16 protein-coding genes and 1 pseudogene are annotated in these 16595 nt (G+C 53.5%); 9 read left to right on the plus strand and 8 right to left on the minus strand.

Features of this window, described 5'->3' with window-relative positions:
* Position 1: 1 nt before the first annotated feature.
* Positions 2-811, plus strand: a pseudogene (locus tag COO92_RS22275) (CheR family methyltransferase); the annotation flags it as partial.
* A gap of 683 nt (positions 812-1494) precedes the next feature.
* Complete coding sequence (locus tag COO92_RS10625) at positions 1495-2136, plus strand: methyltransferase family protein (RefSeq protein WP_101301997.1); 642 nt, start codon at positions 1495-1497, stop codon at positions 2134-2136.
* Between the two features lie 145 nt (positions 2137-2281).
* Here COO92_RS10625 and ctrA read toward each other — a convergent pair whose 3' ends face one another.
* Complete coding sequence (ctrA, locus tag COO92_RS10630; RefSeq protein WP_022731839.1) at positions 2282-2977, minus strand: response regulator transcription factor CtrA; 696 nt, start codon at positions 2975-2977, stop codon at positions 2282-2284.
* 417 nt (positions 2978-3394) lie between these two features.
* Here ctrA and fliI point away from each other — a divergent pair, with 417 nt between their 5' ends.
* Together fliI and COO92_RS10640 are read left to right on the plus strand one after the other, a co-directional pair.
* Complete coding sequence (fliI, locus tag COO92_RS10635) at positions 3395-4984, plus strand: flagellar protein export ATPase FliI (RefSeq protein WP_101301998.1); 1590 nt, start codon at positions 3395-3397, stop codon at positions 4982-4984.
* Between the two features lie 44 nt (positions 4985-5028).
* Positions 5029-5457: a flagellar export protein FliJ gene (locus COO92_RS10640; protein WP_101302000.1), complete on the plus strand. Its 429-nt coding sequence runs from the start codon at positions 5029-5031 to the stop codon at positions 5455-5457.
* Between the two features lie 83 nt (positions 5458-5540).
* Here COO92_RS10640 and COO92_RS10645 read toward each other — a convergent pair whose 3' ends face one another.
* Both COO92_RS10645 and COO92_RS10650 read right to left on the minus strand, forming a co-directional pair.
* Entirely contained in the window at positions 5541-6020 is a 480-nt protein-coding gene (locus COO92_RS10645; RefSeq protein ID WP_101302002.1) for a YbaK/EbsC family protein, read from the minus strand.
* On the minus strand, positions 6020-6754 hold the full coding sequence (locus tag COO92_RS10650) for a TerC family protein (RefSeq protein WP_101302004.1): 735 nt from the start codon (positions 6752-6754) through the stop codon (positions 6020-6022). Before COO92_RS10650 ends, COO92_RS10645 begins: the two co-directional genes overlap by 1 nt.
* A 216-nt stretch (positions 6755-6970) precedes the next feature.
* Between COO92_RS10650 and COO92_RS10655 the strand changes: the two genes are divergently transcribed.
* The 4 genes from COO92_RS10655 (at position 6971) to COO92_RS10670 (ending at position 11230) form a co-directional block, all read left to right on the plus strand.
* Positions 6971-8200, plus strand: coding sequence for an ABC transporter substrate-binding protein (locus tag COO92_RS10655; protein ID WP_165792322.1), 1230 nt, complete (start codon positions 6971-6973; stop codon positions 8198-8200).
* A 6-nt stretch (positions 8201-8206) separates the two neighbouring features.
* Positions 8207-9892 carry an ABC transporter permease gene (locus tag COO92_RS10660; RefSeq protein WP_101302007.1) on the plus strand — a complete coding sequence of 562 codons (1686 nt, stop codon included), beginning with the start codon at positions 8207-8209 and terminating at the stop codon, positions 9890-9892.
* Positions 9893-9899: 7 nt separating this feature from the next.
* Entirely contained in the window at positions 9900-10550 is a 651-nt protein-coding gene (locus COO92_RS10665; protein WP_240626401.1) for an ATP-binding cassette domain-containing protein, read from the plus strand.
* A gap of 125 nt (positions 10551-10675) precedes the next feature.
* Complete coding sequence (locus tag COO92_RS10670; RefSeq protein ID WP_101302009.1) at positions 10676-11230, plus strand: prolyl hydroxylase family protein; 555 nt, start codon at positions 10676-10678, stop codon at positions 11228-11230.
* 141 nt (positions 11231-11371) lie between these two features.
* On the opposite strand, the gene COO92_RS10675 is transcribed toward COO92_RS10670, so the two are convergent.
* Together COO92_RS10675 and COO92_RS10680 are read right to left on the minus strand one after the other, a co-directional pair.
* Entirely contained in the window at positions 11372-11683 is a 312-nt protein-coding gene (locus COO92_RS10675) for a hypothetical protein (RefSeq protein WP_101302011.1), read from the minus strand.
* Positions 11684-11743: 60 nt separating this feature from the next.
* Complete coding sequence (locus tag COO92_RS10680; RefSeq protein ID WP_101302012.1) at positions 11744-12145, minus strand: hypothetical protein; 402 nt, start codon at positions 12143-12145, stop codon at positions 11744-11746.
* Between the two features lie 167 nt (positions 12146-12312).
* On the opposite strand from COO92_RS10680, the gene COO92_RS10685 reads away from it, so the two are divergent.
* Positions 12313-13185: a hypothetical protein gene (locus COO92_RS10685; protein ID WP_101302014.1), complete on the plus strand. Its 873-nt coding sequence runs from the start codon at positions 12313-12315 to the stop codon at positions 13183-13185.
* A 19-nt stretch (positions 13186-13204) separates the two neighbouring features.
* Here COO92_RS10685 and COO92_RS10690 read toward each other — a convergent pair whose 3' ends face one another.
* From COO92_RS10690 to COO92_RS10700, 3 genes are read right to left on the minus strand one after another with little or no spacing between them, the layout of a single operon-like run.
* Positions 13205-14815, minus strand: coding sequence for a hypothetical protein (locus tag COO92_RS10690; RefSeq protein WP_101302016.1), 1611 nt, complete (start codon positions 14813-14815; stop codon positions 13205-13207).
* Between the two features lie 6 nt (positions 14816-14821).
* Entirely contained in the window at positions 14822-15610 is a 789-nt protein-coding gene (locus COO92_RS10695; protein ID WP_101302017.1) for a MinD/ParA family protein, read from the minus strand.
* A complete protein-coding gene (locus COO92_RS10700; protein WP_101302019.1) occupies positions 15607-16593 on the minus strand; it encodes a flagellar biosynthesis protein FlhF in 987 nt (328 codons plus the stop codon). Before COO92_RS10700 ends, COO92_RS10695 begins: the two co-directional genes overlap by 4 nt.
* Positions 16594-16595 lie beyond the last annotated feature (2 nt).

A 16595-nucleotide genomic window follows, 5' to 3' on the forward strand; every position in this document is an offset into this window, starting at 1 on the left:
GATGAAGCCGGAAGACTTCGATTTCGCAAGCAGACTGATAAAGTCAAAGTCCGGACTCGTTCTGAGTGAGGACAAGACTTATCTGCTCGAAAGCCGGCTGATGCCGATTGCGCGTAAGCGCGGCATGAAAGATTTGGGCGAGTTGATCGGTGCCATGCGCGGCGGCGACCGCCAGCTGGTTGAAGATGTCGTCGATGCGATGACAACCAATGAAAGCTTCTTTTTCCGCGATACCAAACCATTCGATCAGTTCCGACATGTTGTTCTGCCACACATGATCAAGGCGCGTGCAGCGAAACGTCATTTGCGCATCTGGTGTGCTGCGGCGTCTTCGGGCCAAGAACCCTATTCGCTGGCGATGATTTTAGATGAATTCAAAAGCCAGCTTTCGGGATGGCGTATTGAAATTATCGGGACCGATATCTCGCGCGAGATATTGACCAAGGCACGGGCCGGGATGTATTCCCAGTTCGAAGTCCAAAGGGGCCTTCCGATCAATCTTCTGGTCAAATATTTCCAGAAAAAAGAAGATCAGTGGCAGATCTCAGCCGATATCCGATCCAAGGTTCAGTACAAGGAATTCAACCTTCTGGAAGATTTCCGTCCGCTGGGGCAGTTCGATATTGTTTATTGCCGTAACGTGTTGATCTATTTTGATCAACCAACCAAAAGCGATGTTCTTGCCCGCGTTTCGGCATTGATGCCAGATGACGGTTTCCTGTTCCTTGGTGGTGCGGAAACGGTTCTGGGTATTTCAGATAAGTTCAAACCGCTCGCACGTCAGCGCGGTATTTATCAGCTCAACCGTCCCGGTGCACCGGAAGTTGATCTGACGGCACTTGAAAAAGCACAGGCTGGTGGGACTGCGGCGGCATCAAGTGGTGCCGCAACCGGTGGTCTTACCTTCCAGAAGCCCAAGCATATGCAAACTGCGGCAGGTGCGACGACCGGGACGGCTGCCCGTCCGGCAGCACCGGGGGCGGCAGGTGCGACGACCACCCGCCCAACAACAAGTTCCACGACCGCACGTCCGTTTGGCACCACCGGTACGACAGGTGCGGCTGGTACAACAGCGCGCCCGACGACGACAGGGACAACCGGAACAACGGCGCGTCCGGGAACGACGGGCACGACCACCCGTCCATCTGGGACCGGGACAACCGGCACAGGCAGTTCGTTCAGTAAGCCGTCAGGTTCGACTGGTACGGGTTCTACAGCACGGCCGGGATCAACAGGAACGACCGGGACGGGTTCGACGGGTTCTGCCTATCGTCGGCCGCTTGGCTCCGCAGGAACCGGGACAACCGGTACTGGTGCTGGTGGCACGCCGCCGCGGCCCTCAAACGGGACGGGGAATACAGGTGGTGCCACCGGGACGACCCGCCCGTCATCGACCTATGATCGGTCCCGTTTCGGGAAACCGGACGACAAAAAATAACCGGCAGCCGGTGCATTGCCGACTGTTCGGTGATGAACTGAAAGTCGGAAACGAGTATGATTTCTTCTTCCACTACCGCAGCACCGCGCAAGGCGTTAACCGATCTGCAACGTCGTCGTAAGTTGGCGATCAGCTGCCTTTCTCTCCTCATGATAGGGGCATTGCCCCTGATACAGTCAAATGCTGCTGTGGGGATGTTTACCCATGAAGCTGTTGAAACCGCCGGGGTGCTTTTGATTGCGATTGCCATTCTGGGGCGGGCATGGTGCACGCTTTATATTGGAGGCCGAAAGGCACAGGAACTTACCGATAGCGGACCCTATTCACTAAGCCGAAATCCGCTTTATGTTTTCAGTTTTATTGGTGCGGCGGGGATTGGTGCGCAGACCGGCAGTCTTTTGATGACACTGTTGTTTGTTCTGGTGGCTATTGCTGTGTTTTTACCCGTGATCCTGCGTGAAGAACGCGCCTTGGCCGAAATTTTTGGTAATGCGTTTGTTGCGTATCAGGCTGACGTACCGCGTTTCGGTCCACGGTTTTCAGCATGGCAAGATATGGAAACACTTAATATTCGACCAAAACTTTTGTGGCGAACACTTTGTGATGGCTTGGTGTTTTTGATGGTGGTGCCACTGTTTGAATTGATCGACTGGCTGCAGATAAGCGGTATCGTGCACCCGATTGTTCATCTGCCCTAAAGTCGGTCGGAGTTCAGGGTCATCTTGGGCCTAATGCAAAATGCTTTAGATACAAAAACGCCCCGGTGCAGATCCGGGGCGTTTTTTGATTACGGGCACTCTTGTAACGTTTCCCAGCACCATCGTGCTTTGGGAAAGGGCAAGATCAGGCCGCAGCGCTGTTGGTGTCAGGATCGCGCAGGACATAGCCCCGGCCCCAAACCGTATGGATGTAGTTGTCGCCTTTGGTTGCAGACTGAATTTTCTTACGCAGTTTGCAGACAAAAACGTCAATAATCTTGAGTTCCGGCTCATCCATGCCACCATACAGGTGGTTGAGGAACATTTCCTTGGTCAGTGTCGTGCCTTTACGCAGCGACAGCAATTCAAGAATACCATATTCCTTGCCGGTCAGATGCAGCGGTGATCCGTCGACATCGACAGTACGAGCATCCAGGTTCACATTGAGTTTTCCGGTCGCAATCATCGACTGGGCATGGCCACGTGAACGGCGAACAATTGCCTGTACGCGTGCCAGAAGTTCGGTTTTTTCGAACGGCTTGGTAAGATAGTCATCAGCGCCAAACCCAAGGCCTTTGACCTTGTCTTCGGTTTCCGTCAGCCCCGAAAGGATAAGAACGGGGGTGTCGACGCGTGCATCGCGTAAACGTCTGAGGACCTCGTAGCCATCAATATCTGGCAGCATCAGGTCCAACAGAATAATGTCGTAGTCATAAAGCTTACCGATCTCAAGGCCATCTTCGCCAAGGTCGGTCGTATCGATTACCATGCCTTCAGACTTGAGCATCAGCTCAATGCTGTCAGCATAGGTGTTGTCATCCTCAACCAGCAGCACCCGCATGTTTCTGCTCCGTTACCGTGTTCCGCAATAAGTCCGTGTTTATCCGGTTATTCGACAAGCGCCCCAACGATTGTCGGTCGGGAAATTTTATCCCATTCCGTTAACGATACGTTGCTTTGCGACTCGTGGCAAGCAGCCGAGTCGCATCTTGTTAACTTTTTTTCATCTCCGAATACGACTCGGAGGCGGAATGCGAGACTTCCCAACGGTTTGCAGCGTTAACCAACAAGGGGCGCAAATGATTTTTTTTTGCGAATTTTCCGTATACACAGCTTTTTAACGCCAATTATGCCTATATATTTGGTACGACGCGGCTCGATTTGCCACCCCAACCGGCAATTGTCATTCTGATTAATATCGGGTCACTGTCGATACGACGCCCAGTAAAAGTAACAGCAACCGGAAAAGCCCCTAAACGTGTTCCAGATCGGTCGCAACATTATCGCAGATCTTCGCCGCATCCCCGATTACCGTATTGTCGGGCGGGTGACCGCTGTTTTGGGTCTATTGGTTGAAATCGGTGGTGTTGAAGGCGCGCTGTCTGTCGGTGACCGGTGTAAGGTCAAGCGTCGCGATGGCGAAGCCGTCGTCTGCGAAGTCGTCGGGTTTCGCAATGAACGCGCACTGTTGATGCCGTTTGGTATTCTAGATGGGATCGGCATTGGCTGCGAAGTTGAGCTGGCCGATACCCAACCGCAGGTCTACCCCGATGAAAGCTGGCTTGGCCGCGTGGTCAACGCATTTGGTCAGCCAGTTGACGGCAAAGGACCGCTGAGTGAGGGGCAACAGGCCTATCCGATCCGCAACATGCCGCCATCGGCCCATTCACGCCAGCGTGTCGCTGGCAAGATTGATCTGGGCGTGCGGGCGATGAATACGTTTCTGACCTGTTGCCGTGGGCAACGTATGGGCATTTTTGCCGGGTCAGGCGTTGGTAAATCAAGCCTGCTGTCGATGATGACGCGCCATACAACATCGGATGTTTCCGTGGTCGGGTTGATTGGGGAACGTGGCCGCGAAGCCCGCGAATTTATCGAGGATGATCTGGGCGAAGAAGGATTGCGTCGGTCGGTAGTTGTTGTGGCGACGTCTGACGAGCCACCATTAATGCGCCGTCAGGCAGCCTATATGACCATGGCGATTTCGGAATATTTCCGCGATGTCGGGCGCGATGTGCTGTGCATGATGGATTCCGTCACCCGCTTTGCCATGGCCCAGCGTGAAATCAGTCTTTCTGTCGGCGAACCGCCCGCGTCAAAGGGCTATACCCCGACCGTGTTTGCCGAACTGCCGCGTTTGTTGGAGCGTGCCGGACCCGGCGGGCCGGGGCAGGGATCCATCACTGGACTGTTTACGGTTCTGGTGGATGGCGATGATCATAACGAGCCGATTTCAGATGCGGTGCGTGGTATCCTTGATGGTCACGTGGTTCTGGACCGCTCCATCGCCGAGCAGGGTCGTTACCCGGCGATCAATATTCTGCGCAGTGTTTCGCGTACGATGCCCGGCTGTAACACCGAGGGCGAAAATCAGATCGTTTCGCGTGCCCGTCAGTTGCTGGCGACCTATGACGATATGGCCGAGTTGATCCGGCTTGGTGCCTATCGCAAGGGGACCGATCCAAAGGTTGATGAAGCAATCCATTATTTCCCGCTGATCGAAGAATTCCTCAAACAGCGCAAAACCGAATGCATGCGGCTCAATGACGGGTATCTTGATCTTGCGCGCCGTCTTGATCTGGTCGCACCACAGGATGACGCGCCCCAGATGGCGCAAAATGGTGTGGCAGGTGGCCGCGGGCCCGCAGCAACGGGGCAAATGGCGCCCGATGAGTTGCCCGGTGCCGCACCGGCGCCGCCACCGTCAACAGGACCCATTCTTAAACCCCGCGAACCACGTTCCAAGGTCACCAGCAGTTCTAATCGCGGCAACGAGCAGGACCTGAACGAAGCCAAACGGGCGCTTCGCCGCGAACAGAATAACGCCAAAGGCGGGGGTGGTGGATGAGTATTCAGCACACCGCACATTTTGGCAGAGATAAGTAAGCCGCTATGGCCAAGGATTTCAAAACCCTATTGCGCATGCGTAAATGGACGCTTGATGACAAGCGCCGTGAGCTGGGCGAGATGATGGGGGTGCTTGAAAAGCTGATTTCGGAAAAAGAAGCCCTTGCACAGGCGCTGATTGCCGAACAGAAAATAGCATCCGAGAATCCCGAACTGGTCGGGTTTGCTTATGCCAGTTTTGCCAATGCAGTCATTGCCGAACGCGAAGCATTGGACGGGCACATTGCCGAACAGGAACGCAAGATTGACGCCTTTCGCGAGGAAGTGGCAGATGCCTTTAAGGACATGAAAACGGTCGAGATTGCAGAACGCAATCGGGTAGAAGCCGAACGCGCGGAAGAAGATCGTAAAGAACAGGAAGAACTCGACGAAATTGGCATGCGTTCGGCTACCCGCGACGACGGACTTATTTAGACGCGATCTTTTCCCCGGACAATTCAGGTCCCTTGTCAATCAGCATGTCAATGAACGCGGCAATGTTGGATTTTGATGGTGCTTTAAGCGGCAATATCCACCCCGGTTTCGATCCCGGTTACCCGTCGCAATTCATCTGGTGCGAGTGCAAATACGGTTTTTGGCGTGCCTGCGGCCAGCCAGATGGTTTTTTTTGTCAAAAGCTTTTGATCAAGCAGCGTTTCAACGGGTTTGGCATGGCCAAATGGCGGCACGCCGCCGATGGCATATCCTGTCAGTTCGCGGACTTCCTGGGCGGTTGCCTTACGCATTGGAAGGCCGATCAAGCCTGCTGCGCGATGTTCATCTACTTGATCAGCACCGTTCATGATGATCAGCACCGGCCGCCCTGGCTCGGTGACGAAGACCAGTGATTTGCCGATCTCGCTGATGTCACATCCGATTGCGGCGGCAGCATCTGCTGCGGAATGGGTGCCATCGGGAAAAGAGAACACATCGATATCGCCAAGACCATGTTCGTCAAAGGCGTTCTGCAAACACTGAGGGGGAGCAACTTTTTGCATTATGCACTCTCTTGCGCGCGGCGTTTGAGTTTTCGCTTCCTGTTCAGCAGGTTCAGCGTCTCGACCGATAGGCTAAATGCCATTGCGAAGTAGATGTAGCCTTTCGGGATGTGGATTGCGAGCCCGTCAAGCAACAGCACGAAACCAACCAGAATGAGAAAAGACAGCGCCAGCATTTTGACCGAAGGATGCTTTTCGACAAATTCGCCAATGGTCTTAGCTGCGACCAGCATCACCAGAACAGACAAAACCACGGCAATCATCATGATCGAGATGTGATCAACAAGCCCAACGGCTGTGATCACGCTGTCGAGTGAGAAAATGATATCTAGCAACATGATCTGTGCGATGGTCATGGCAAAGCCCGACATTATTTTCCCCGGACCGTGTTCTTCGGGTTCGTCAATGCTGTGATGGATTTCCTTAGACGCCTTGGCAATCAGGAACAATCCGCCGATGATCAGGATCAAATCACGCCCGCTGATGTCTTTGCCAAACGCGGAAAATAACGGCGTGGTGAGTTCCATGACCCACGCAATGCAGGCCAGAAGCGCAAGCCGCATGCCCATAGCACCAATAAGACCGATCCGCCGCGCAGAAGCCTGCTGTTTTTGCGGGAGTTTGGAAACAATGACCGACAGGAAAACGATATTGTCGATCCCCAGAACAATTTCAAGCGCAGTCAGGGTCGCAAGACCCATCCACATATGAGGATCACTGATCCATTCAAACATGATTTTTTTCCCAAACAGGCGTTATTGGCACATGGTCGATTGCAGATAAAATGTGAGGGCACAGCATCTAACGCAAGCGTGAATTGCTTTTGGCGTTCGAGTGTTGAAAAAATGACCATAACAAAAACAATCGGCTAACCAAATGCGCGTGCCTGTCGCGGGTGTTGCGGTTTGCTCGGTTATCAGACAAAGGGATCATTTAGGATGCGGTCAAAGATGCGCAGTTTCGTTTCAGGTTTTGCGGTGGCAACCGGTATTGCCGTGGCGTCGATGCCAATGTCTGCTGTTGCCGACCCGGCACCCGATGTTGGAAATTGGCAATCGGTTCTTGAACAGGCGCGGGGCCAAACCGTTTATTGGCACGCTTGGGGCGGGGAACCACGCATCAATGATTATATCGCATGGGCTGGTGATCAAGTTCTTGAACGCTATGGCGTTGAGGTTGTTCAGGTTAAATTGACCGATACCGCCGATGCGGTGACCAAGGTTTTGTCGGAAAAGACCGCAGGTGTTGATGATGGTGGTGCGGTTGATCTGATCTGGATTAATGGTGAAAACTTTGCTGCGATGAAGCGCAATGATTTGCTGTTTGGTCCATGGGTCGAGGAAACGCCAAACTTTGACTATGTCGATGTCAAAGGCAAGCCAACCGTGATCAATGATTTTACCGTACCGACCAACGGGCTTGAAGCGCCGTGGGGGATGGCACAGGTCAGTTTTTATTACGATACGGCAAAGCTTGATAGCGTGCCAAAATCAGCACAGGCATTACTTGAATGGCTGGCAAAACATCCCGGACGGTTTACCTACCCACAACCACCAAACTATATGGGTTCGACCTTCCTCAAACAGGTTTTGACCGAGGTTGTTGACGACCCGAAAGTGTTGCAGCAGCCCGCCGACGAAGTGGACGCGCAAAAGGTTCTGGCTCCACTTTGGGGATATCTTGAAGATTTACAGCCGCTGTTGTGGCGCAATGGGCAGGCCTATCCGCAAAACGGGGCGGCTATGCGCACCCTTCTGGCCGATAACGAAGTCGATATCGCGTTTTCATTTAGCTCGGGCGAGGTATCTTCGGCGATTGAGGCGTTTGAACTTCCCGATACTGTTCGGTCCTATGTTTTTGATACGGGCACGTTGGGCAATACCAACTTTGTCGCCGTTCCCTATAACGCGTCGGCCAAGGCCGGTGCGGTGGTTCTGGCAGATTTCCTGATGTCACCCGAGGCACAACTGCGCAAACAGGACCCGCAATATTGGGGGGCGGATACCGTCCTTGCGATGGATAAGCTGCCTGCCGATATGCAAAATGCCTTTGCCAATCTTGATCTTGGAATCGCATCCCTGTCACCGGCTGAACGCGGTACGGTTCTGCCAGAACCCCATCCAAGTTGGATGAGCTTGGTCGAGACCGAATGGCAGAAACGCTATGGCGTGGTGCAGTAATCGCACATGCTGCGGTTTGTACCGATCATCACTCTTTTCTTTATGGTCGGCCCGGTTTCCGCCGGGCTGATCGGGACTATTTTACCGTCCTTTGGCATTCTGCCGGCCTTGGGGGGCGATGGGGCCAGTCTTGATCCATGGCAGGCATTGTTGGCCCAGCCGGGTTTGGATCGCTCCATTGGGTTGTCACTGATCAATGGCCTTGCCGCGACCTTGATCTCGGTTGTGATTGTCATGCTGTTTTGTGCCGCATGGCAAGGCACACGTGTGTTTCGGGTGCTCCAGCGGTTGCTGTCACCGATCTTGTCCGTGCCGCATGCAACGGCGGCCTTTGGGCTGGCATTTTTAATCGCGCCATCGGGATGGATCGCCCGATTGGTTGCGCAGGCCGCCGGGTGGGACCGCCCGCCTGATCTGGCGATTATCCATGATCCGCTTGGTCTTGCTATGATTGTTGGTTTGGTGATCAAGGAAATCCCGTTTTTATTCTTGATGACTTTGGCAGCCTTGCCTCAGGCCGATACGGATCGTACTGCACAGGTTACTGCCAGCCTTGGTTACGGTCGTATCACCGGATGGTTCAAGGTCACCTTGCCGCGCATTTATCCGCAAATTCGTCTGCCGGTTCTGGCCGTTCTGGCTTATTCGACGTCTGTGGTTGATGTTGCGATCATTTTAGCCCCGACAACGCCCGCCCCACTGGCCGTCCGTATCCTTGGTTGGCTGTCTGACCCGGATTTGTCGTATCGTTTCATGGCATCAAGCGGCGCGGTTTTGCAGTTAGGGATCGTTTTGGTTGCTATGGGTGTCTGGATTGGCGGGGAAAAGATCGTTGGTGCACTGGGGCGTAACTGGGCTGTTGATGGCAGGCGGTTGGCCCATGACGGATGGCTGCGGCATGGGGCGGCCATATTGGCGATTGTTGCTGCTGGTGCCGTGATCCTTGGGCTGGTGGTGCTTTTGGTCTGGAGCATTGCCGGGTTCTGGGCTTTTCCGGATGTCTTGCCGCGCAACTTCAGTCTGCGACTTTGGGCACGTGAGTTTGACGCGCTTGGCGATAGTCTTGCCGTGACATTAATGATCGGTGTGCCCAGCGTCCTTGTCGCCATTGCACTGGTTTTGGGATGTCTGGAAAATGAAGTGCGCACCGGTTTTCGACCGCGCAAGCGCGTCATGTGGCTGATATACCTGCCGCTTTTGGTGCCCCAGATCAGTTTCATGTTTGGCCTTCAGGTGTTTTTCACCCTTGTCGGCTTGGACCGCACATTGTTTTCAGTGGTGCTGGCACATCTTGTTTTTGTTCTGCCCTACGTGTTTTTGTCGCTGTCTGACCCGTTTCGCGCACTTGATCCGCGCTATGGGCAAACGGCGTTGTGCCTTGGCGCGTCACCAAACCGGGTATTCTGGCATGTCCGGTTGCCGCTATTGACCCGTGCTGTCCTTACGGCGATGGCGGTTGGGCTTGCGGTGACCGTGGGGCAATATTTGCCAACGCTTCTGATCGGAGCGGGACGGTTCGCAACCGTGACGACCGAGGCGGTCGCACTGGCGACAGGCGGCGATCGCAGGATGATTGGCATATATGGGTTGTTGCAGATGATGTTGCCCTTTGCCGGTTTTGCGTTGGCATTGCTGATCCCGGCAATTCTATTTGCACGGCGCCGTGGCATGGGGGGAAACAACAGGATATGAAGGCGGCATGAGCAATACGCAGATGAAAAGCGGTCTTGAGCTGCGTGATCTATCGATCCGGTTGGGGGATCGGTTGCTGGTGGATATTGATCTTGTGATCGCACCGGGCGAGATCGTCACCCTTATGGGGCCAAGCGGGTCGGGAAAGTCCAGCCTTCTGGGGCATATTTGCGGAACGTTGCCCCCGGTTTTTGATGTGCGGGGCGTTGTTCGCCTGAACGATACTGTGCTGGATGGCCTGGCGCCGCAGGATCGGCATGTCGGCATTTTGTTTCAGGATGATTTGCTGTTTCCGCATTTATCGGTTGGTGGCAATCTGGCGTTTGCGCTGCCATCCTCCATCAGGGGAAAAACAGAACGGCGTGCACGGGTTGCCGCGGCACTTGAAAGTGCGGGATTGGCCGGGCTTGCCGAGCGTGATCCGGTAACCTTATCAGGTGGACAGCGCGCGCGTGTTGCCTTGATGCGGGTGTTGCTCTCTGAACCCGGTGTCTTGTTGCTTGATGAGCCATTTTCAAAACTTGATCGTGGATTGCGCGATCAAATCAGATCGTTTGTGTTTGATCTTGCCCGCAAAAATGGTTTGCCGACTTTGATGGTAACCCATGATCCCGAAGATGGGCAGGCGGCAAACGGCAGGGTGATTGCGCTTGATTAACGCGTCTTTGCCATGTGGCAAATGTTCTGGTCAATCGGGCCGTTTGGCCCTATAGCATCCTACCGCAAAGAATTTTCTTGGGTCTTTGCCATAAAATGGCCCACGCGGCATGGAGAATGTCGTGCATGTTTCCCGAAGAAATGTATGCAATTGTTCCCGATGCATTGGACAGTGCCACCTGTGATCGTCTGATTACCGGGTTTGCCCATGAAATGGACGACGGCGGCCTTGTTCAGGGGCAAACAGCCACGCATATCCGTCGGTCCAAAATCACATGGTTTAACGAAGAACAGGAACCGGTTGTTTCGCGTCGGATCATTGATTTGGTCGCAGATGTAAACCGCAACGTGTTCGACTTCATGCTGACCGATTTTGCTGAAGATGCCCAAATCGCCTGCTATTCCGGCGATCAACGCGGTCACTATGACTGGCACAGTGATGTTGGCGCATCCGACGTCGCACGGCGGCGCAAAATGACACTGGTGATCCAGCTGTCAGATCCCGATGAGTATGAAGGCGGTGCATTGCAGCTCAATCCGGCGGGCAACGTTTTTGATGCGCCAATGACACGCGGAACCGCGATTTTCTTTCCGAGTTTTGTTTTGCACCGGGTCGCGCCAACGACGGCGGGCCTGCGCTATTCCCTGACGCAATGGGTGCACGGCAATCCGTTCCGATGAAAACTAGAAGAAACTGGTTCGGTTCTGCGAGGTGGTAGTCGCATCTGCTCATAAAATTCCATGATTGAATTTTTTGGGAAGATGAATAGCCGCGAATGAATTAGTATTAACCGAATGTGTTTTAATTTTTGCAGTCGATAGTTACATGAAGTTTGCAAATGATCTTATATTAATATTTTTTACTTTTCTCTGATCATCAAGGTAAATTTTGATTCCAACTCTGACGAAAGTGTTTTCGTTTTGCTTGGGGTCATAAACGAGATATGCATTGTCTAATGGGTCGTAAGTATATATCCATCCTATACCGGTTACTTCTTCTAAAGTAACTTGTTCTGTTGTCCCAATCGGCACTAATTCATTGATTTTTTTTCTGTAATATCCTGTGCCATCGTCACAGGATATTAATAAAATAGCAAGCAGAGGTGCGATTATTGCTTTCACGTGTGGGGGCAACGCATGCTCCTCTGATATGAACTTGCCATGTTCAATTGAAGGTTTCGTCCTGCAGGAGAATTAGTACTTTTCGAGCCGATCAAGCAAACGCGGGTTGCCCCATTTGGGCTGGCGGTCTTCGAGTGCGGTTTCATGATGGAAAATCTGATCGTTATCGGCGGTTTGTTTGTCCAGACGCAGGCTGATCCAGCGCGGCACCAGTTCGTTGTTGAAATCATCCATCAACAGAACGGCCGAGCTTTCAAAGTTCTGAAACGGAATATTGGCAATTTCGGCGTAATATTCGGCCAGCGTATTGGTTCTAAGGATTAATCGGTCCGGCACATACCGCAGCGTCATGCGCGCGGGAAAGACATTGTCTGCACCGGTCAAATTGCTTTGCAGCGTCACGACATAGTCAATCTGCGGACCGGGATTGGGTTCGGTCAGGATAAGGTTTCGGCGCTGGAAGATTTCAAGCATGTATTCCCTACCGTTTCGTGCGTTTTCAAATATAAGAATACGCTGTCGCGGGCAGAGGAGAAAGCTTTCATTTCATGGCCTTGCCGACACGAAAGTCATGTTGGTGGCTTGTTGCGGTGTGATCGGTCCCCATGTGTAGAACGGTAAAAGTTTCTTAGGAACGTGAAATGGCCGTGTTCTGGCGTATTCTGTTTGTATCATTTTTGATGCTGGCATCTATCGCCATGATGACCAAAACGACGCGGGCGGAGATCTTTCGTCTGGCGATCCTTCATGGTGATGTCGATATTTTTGACTACGAAATTGGTGTGATCCGGTTGGCGCTTGAGTATGCCGACGGGGATCATGACCTTGAACTTGTTTTACTGCCACGTACGCCGCAGGAACGCTTGTTGTTGTTGATGGAAGAGGGCGGCGAGATCAATGTGTTTTTCACCGGCCATTCGCGGGAACGGGAACGAAAATTCCTGCAGGTCGATTTCCCGATGACGCGCGGGTTACTTGGCAATCGCATTTTCATTACACGCCCGGATGTGCTGCCAGAACTCCGTCAGGTTCAGACACTCAAGGATCTGCGTGCTTTTACAGTCGGCTCGGGAACAGACTGGCCTGACACCAGCATTTTTAAGGCGGACGGATTTAATGTGGTGCCAAGCACCTATGCCAATCTTTGGGGGATGCTGGAAAAAGACCGGTTTGATATCTTTAACCGGGGCATTCACGAAGCATTCATCGAGATTGCGCAACAGCGTGCAAACGGGCGTGATCTGGTAATTGATCAGTCCGTACAGGTTGTCTATCCGTTTGATTATTTCCTGTATCTCAATCGCAATGACACCAAGCGTCATGCAATCCTGACACAGGGCCTTTTGCGTGCGCATGAAAACGGCGCCTTTGACGCATACTTCTTTGATCATCCGATGATCCGACGGGTTTTACGGGACAGCCAGACGACCAAACGCAAACGGTTCTTCATCGAAAACCCCAGCATGCCGGAAAGATTGGTGAACCTTCCTTCGGAATACTGGCTGGTATTCTGATGGTTTCGGGCCGAAGGCCCTAAGCCTCAATCCCGTGATGAGAATTTGGGCTATCATCGTCTGCAATCGGACCAATTTCGACAAAGCGTGAACCATCCTGAAACACCATATGGCCCTTGTAGCCAGAGATTTGTAATGCATCGCGAAAGATGCCGCGGATGTCGTCGCGGTTATGGGGTTTAAGCGGATTTTCGGTGCGGATGATCAGATCAAATGTGCTGTCTTCGCCTTTGACCAAGCCATCAAGCTGGGTGTGGCCGACCTCGCTAAAGGATAGATCAAGCAGAAAGCGCGTACCAGGCTCTTCCTTTTCGCCTTTTTCGTTTTCCCGATCCCCATGGCGCCAGCCGAGTTGCAGCTGTTCAATTTTATCGCCCATGTTGAACGGCATTGCCATAACACGCCAACCATCGGGGCGTTCTTCTGCGGCCATGCCGCGCAGATGACCAAAATCACCTTCAAGCCTTTTAAATCCGCCAGCACCATCTGTATCGCCAAGTGCAGCAAGGCTGTTTGCTGCACGATCGCCCAGCCAGCCACGCAAATTGCCACCCGGTCCGGTCATCGCGGCAAAGAAGAACATCATGGTGGCGGTTAGTTTCGGGCCTGCTTGTGGCAGGTTGTTCATCAAGGATGACGCCGCACCCGGATCATGTTGCTGTAATGCACTGATGGCCTGTTGCAGGCTGCCCCAGTCGCGTGACAAGGCAGCAGTTTGACCCCGCATCATCAAATCAGCCTCGGTCATGGGCATGGATGTGGCAACGCGGCCACTGCCCGATGCATCGACACTAAAGGACAGTGTCGCACCCGTTGGAGCAGGCATCGGGAGTTTGATGCCGACAATGCCCGCGGATGTGCGCAAGGCGGTAAAGCCGTTTGGCAACATGCGGGCTTCGGCACTGTTGGATGGTAAAACCGTGCCGGTCAAAAGCAAGGCGGATGAGGATTGCCCGCCGGCCTGAAGCAGAACCGTCTGGTTTGGTGCGGTTGTCATTGCGGCGGTGGCGGCACCGCCGGCGGCAGGGTTTAGGACCTGTGCGGCCTGTTGTGCGGTGACAGTTCCCTGCCCAAGAAAAATCACCTGTGTCTGGCTGCCGACAGGAAGCTGGGTTCCGTTGGGCATGGTAAGGACCGATGTGGTCACCGCCGAAAACGTTTGGCCGGGGGTAAGGGTACTGCTGGTGATGTTACCGGCTGTTATGGCACTTCCGGTGGCGGTTGCACCGGGTGTTAGAGTCTGGGGAAGCAATTGCAGCCGCATGCCATCGGCAGGGGGTGTTGTTCCTCCGCCCGGCATTTGCGCTGTTGTCTGGTTTGCGGTCGGAATGCGCGCCCAAATTAAATCACCCAGAGTGGATGGAAGTTGAGTTGGCACCTTAACCGTGACCTGACCCAGTGCAGTCGCAAGGGTCAACTGGTTTCCCGATTGCGATTGGACCCTTGCCTGAAGCAGGGTTTCCACCGGTAATTTCGCAATTGCCGCCGCGACTTTTTGCGGCGTGTCGTTGGTGACGGTTGCTGTGACCTGTGCCGGTGTGCCCGCCTGGCCGCCTTGGCCGCTGGTGCCAGCCGAAGCCTGTCCACCGACAGAAGGGCCTGGCGATATGGCTTGCGGCGGCAGGGTCATGACAAATTATTCCTCGAGCAAGGTCTGCGCGATGGCCTCTATATCGTGGGCTGCATCGCAATTTGGATGACGCATCAAAAGCGGTGTCTGATTGCGAATGCATTCCGACACACGCGTATCTGAGCGAATAACACCCAGCAAAGGCGGGGAAATTTTCAAAAATCCCTCGCAGGCTTTCAGCAATTTGTTATAGATCGCCTGACCTTCTTTTTTGTCCTTGGCCATATTGACCACAACCCGAATATCGGTTTTTGGTCGGGCCATATGGGTGATCTTGATAAAGGCATAAGCATCCGTCAAAGACGTCGGGTCACCATTGGTGATGACAATGACGGTATTGGCAAGACCGGTCATCTGACGCACACCCTGATCCACACCGGCACCAAGGTCGATCAGAACCTTGTCATAAGATTTCCCTGTCTGGATAAGGTCATCAGACAGAGCCTGAAGTCGGGTGGCCGGAAGATTGGCAAGACTGCCCGAACCGCTGCGCCCGGCAATGATGTCAAAGCCGCCATCAGGGAACTTGGTGATGGCGTCCTTAAGGCTGATGCGCCCGGCGATAACCCCGCCCAGATCATGTTTGGGCATCAGGCCAAGCTGGATGTCAATATTGGCAAGGCCAAGATCACCATCAAACAGCAATGCCTTGTGCCCTTCGAGAACCATGGCATGGGTCAGGGTAATGGAAAACCAGGTCTTGCCCACGCCGCCTTTGCCAGATGCGACGGCAAGAACATTGCGGCCTCTGGTGCGCGGGGCAGATTTTGGTGTGGCATCGGACTTGGTCGTCATTTCATGACCTCGGAGAAGCTCGGTTTCGCGGTTTTGGCGCGATGGGACGGTATGAGAAGTTTGGCTAAGGCAAGGGGACTAAGCGCTGTCAGACCATCCGCAACCTGTGCCGTCATACTTACATTACAAAGGGAAAGATTTCCTGAATCCGCCCCGTATAACGCACCGCCAAGGCGGGCGGCGACATCGAGGCGTGATATCATCAAACGCGTTGCGCCGCCATCGGCAAAGGCATTGGCGATATCAGCAGACTCATCTGCATCAATTCCCGCAGGATTAACCAGTATTGTCTCGTTTGGTATTGCCGAAAGGAATTCACAAAGCGTGCCAATTTCACTTTCGAGATACGGATTGCAGCTGGCTGTATCAATCAGGATCATATCGGCTTCGCGAATTTCGCCAAATCGGGCTTTGAGCTCGTCGGCTGATTTGGCCTGAACCAGATCAATGCTTAGAATGCGGGTGAACGCAGAAAGTTGCGCCATGCCACCGGCACGTTTGTAATCAGTTGTAATCACCGCAACTTTACGTTTTTTCATCACAGCACGGGCGGCGGTTTTGGCAACAGCCAACGTTTTTCCTGATCCCGGCGGGCCGACAAAGGCCAATGCACGGGGCGTATTTTTTTCCGGAAGTGGCGAGAAATCGAAAATTTCATCAAGTGCCCCGGCCAGCAATTGCTGGGCAGAGGCCGCCGCGGTTTCACGCGCCATCAGATCACACAGGCGAATGCGCAGCCGTTCGGGAAAATTATGCCGGGTCAAAGCTTCTTCTGCGGCATCAAGTTGTTCCTGCAGGGCAGGGGCCGGTGTGCCGTCATCCCCAACATCCATATCAGGATCATGGTCAAGGGCAGCCGTCAGGCGCACGCCACTTCCCGGGATATCCTGTGTTGATACGATGATCGCATCAGATCCCATGTGTTCCTTAACCAGCGCCATGGCTTCTGTCATGGTGGGGGCTGTAAAGGTCTTAAGACGCATTC

The sequence above is a fragment of the Thalassospira lohafexi genome (assembly GCF_002844275.1).
Classification (GTDB): domain Bacteria; phylum Pseudomonadota; class Alphaproteobacteria; order Rhodospirillales; family Thalassospiraceae; genus Thalassospira; species Thalassospira lohafexi.

Coding starts and splice junctions, on each gene's coding strand:
- COO92_RS10695 (WP_101302017.1), bottom strand. CDS start 15,610: ATGACGACCAAGTCCGATGCCACACCAAAATCTGCCCCGCGCACCAGA.
- COO92_RS10670 (WP_101302009.1), top strand. CDS start 10,676: ATGTTTCCCGAAGAAATGTATGCAATTGTTCCCGATGCATTGGACAGT.
- ctrA (WP_022731839.1), bottom strand. CDS start 2,977: ATGCGGGTGCTGCTGGTTGAGGATGACAACACCTATGCTGACAGCATT.
- COO92_RS10640 (WP_101302000.1), top strand. CDS start 5,029: ATGGCCAAGGATTTCAAAACCCTATTGCGCATGCGTAAATGGACGCTT.
- COO92_RS10650 (WP_101302004.1), bottom strand. CDS start 6,754: ATGTTTGAATGGATCAGTGATCCTCATATGTGGATGGGTCTTGCGACC.
- COO92_RS10665 (WP_240626401.1), top strand. CDS start 9,900: ATGAGCAATACGCAGATGAAAAGCGGTCTTGAGCTGCGTGATCTATCG.
- COO92_RS10645 (WP_101302002.1), bottom strand. CDS start 6,020: ATGCAAAAAGTTGCTCCCCCTCAGTGTTTGCAGAACGCCTTTGACGAA.
- COO92_RS10625 (WP_101301997.1), top strand. CDS start 1,495: ATGATTTCTTCTTCCACTACCGCAGCACCGCGCAAGGCGTTAACCGAT.
- COO92_RS10680 (WP_101302012.1), bottom strand. CDS start 12,145: ATGCTTGAAATCTTCCAGCGCCGAAACCTTATCCTGACCGAACCCAAT.
- COO92_RS10690 (WP_101302016.1), bottom strand. CDS start 14,815: ATGACCCTGCCGCCGCAAGCCATATCGCCAGGCCCTTCTGTCGGTGGA.
- COO92_RS10700 (WP_101302019.1), bottom strand. CDS start 16,593: ATGCGTCTTAAGACCTTTACAGCCCCCACCATGACAGAAGCCATGGCG.
- COO92_RS10685 (WP_101302014.1), top strand. CDS start 12,313: ATGGCCGTGTTCTGGCGTATTCTGTTTGTATCATTTTTGATGCTGGCA.
- COO92_RS10660 (WP_101302007.1), top strand. CDS start 8,207: ATGCTGCGGTTTGTACCGATCATCACTCTTTTCTTTATGGTCGGCCCG.
- COO92_RS10655 (WP_165792322.1), top strand. CDS start 6,971: ATGCGCAGTTTCGTTTCAGGTTTTGCGGTGGCAACCGGTATTGCCGTG.